A 206-nucleotide genomic window follows, 5' to 3' on the forward strand; every position below is an offset into this window, starting at 1 on the left:
AAAATATGGACCGCACTAAATACAACAACGGCTTCGGACGGGACAATCAAGGCAGCTTCACCAGTAGTGAAGATATTTGGTGATGGGACTGGCGAAAATAACATGGAGTCTGAGGGCTGCAAAGTATCCCGCATCGGCGTAGGCGAGTATCTTATTGAGGGGTGTCTTGGTCTTAACTCCGATCCCGCATGGGGCGGCACAGATGG

The 206-nt window shown here is 51.0% G+C and carries 1 pseudogene; it reads left to right on the forward strand.

From position 1 onward, the window contains the following. Positions 1-206, forward strand: a pseudogene (locus FDX11_RS25250) (phage tail protein); the annotation flags it as partial.

It is taken from the genome of Citrobacter sp. wls714 (assembly GCF_005281025.1).
In the GTDB taxonomy this organism is placed as follows: Bacteria; Pseudomonadota; Gammaproteobacteria; order Enterobacterales; family Enterobacteriaceae; genus Citrobacter; species Citrobacter werkmanii.